The 526-nt window shown below is 65.6% G+C and carries 1 protein-coding gene; it reads left to right on the forward strand.

The genetic code is table 11. From position 1 onward, the window contains the following. A partial coding sequence (locus tag V6U82_RS31530; protein ID WP_334467658.1) for an ABC transporter ATP-binding protein occupies window positions 1-526 on the forward strand: 526 nt, incomplete at both ends.

The following is a 526-nucleotide window of genomic DNA, read 5'->3' on the forward strand; positions in this document are numbered from 1 at the left end:
TGTCGGCGTTGCATCCGTACTACTCGGTGGGTAGGCAGATCGCTGAGGCGTACCGGGTGCATCATCCGAAGGCTGGGAAGCGGGAGGCGCGGACGCGGGCGGTGGACATGCTGGGCCGGGTGGGGATTCCGCAGCCGGCGCGGCGGTTCGATCAGTTTCCGCATGAGTTCTCGGGTGGTATGCGGCAGCGGGCGATGATCGCGATGGCGCTGGTCAACGATCCTGACCTGTTGATCGCTGACGAGCCGACGACGGCCTTGGATGTGACGGTGCAGGCGCAGATCCTGGATCTCCTGGCGGATCTGCAGGAGGAGTTCCGGTCGGCGATCGTGTTGATCACCCACGATCTGGGTGTGGTCAGTCAGGTGGCTGATGACGTGTTGGTGATGTATGCGGGTCGGGCGGTGGAGCACGGGAGTGTGCAGCGGGTGTTGCGGGCGCCGCAGCATCCGTACACGTGGGGGTTGTTGTCGAGTGTGCCGTCGTTGCACGGTGACGCGGACGCGGACCTGGTGCCGATCCCGGG

The organism is Micromonospora sp. CPCC 205554, assembly GCF_036902745.1.
In the GTDB taxonomy this organism is placed as follows: Bacteria; Actinomycetota; Actinomycetes; order Mycobacteriales; family Micromonosporaceae; genus Micromonospora; species Micromonospora tulbaghiae.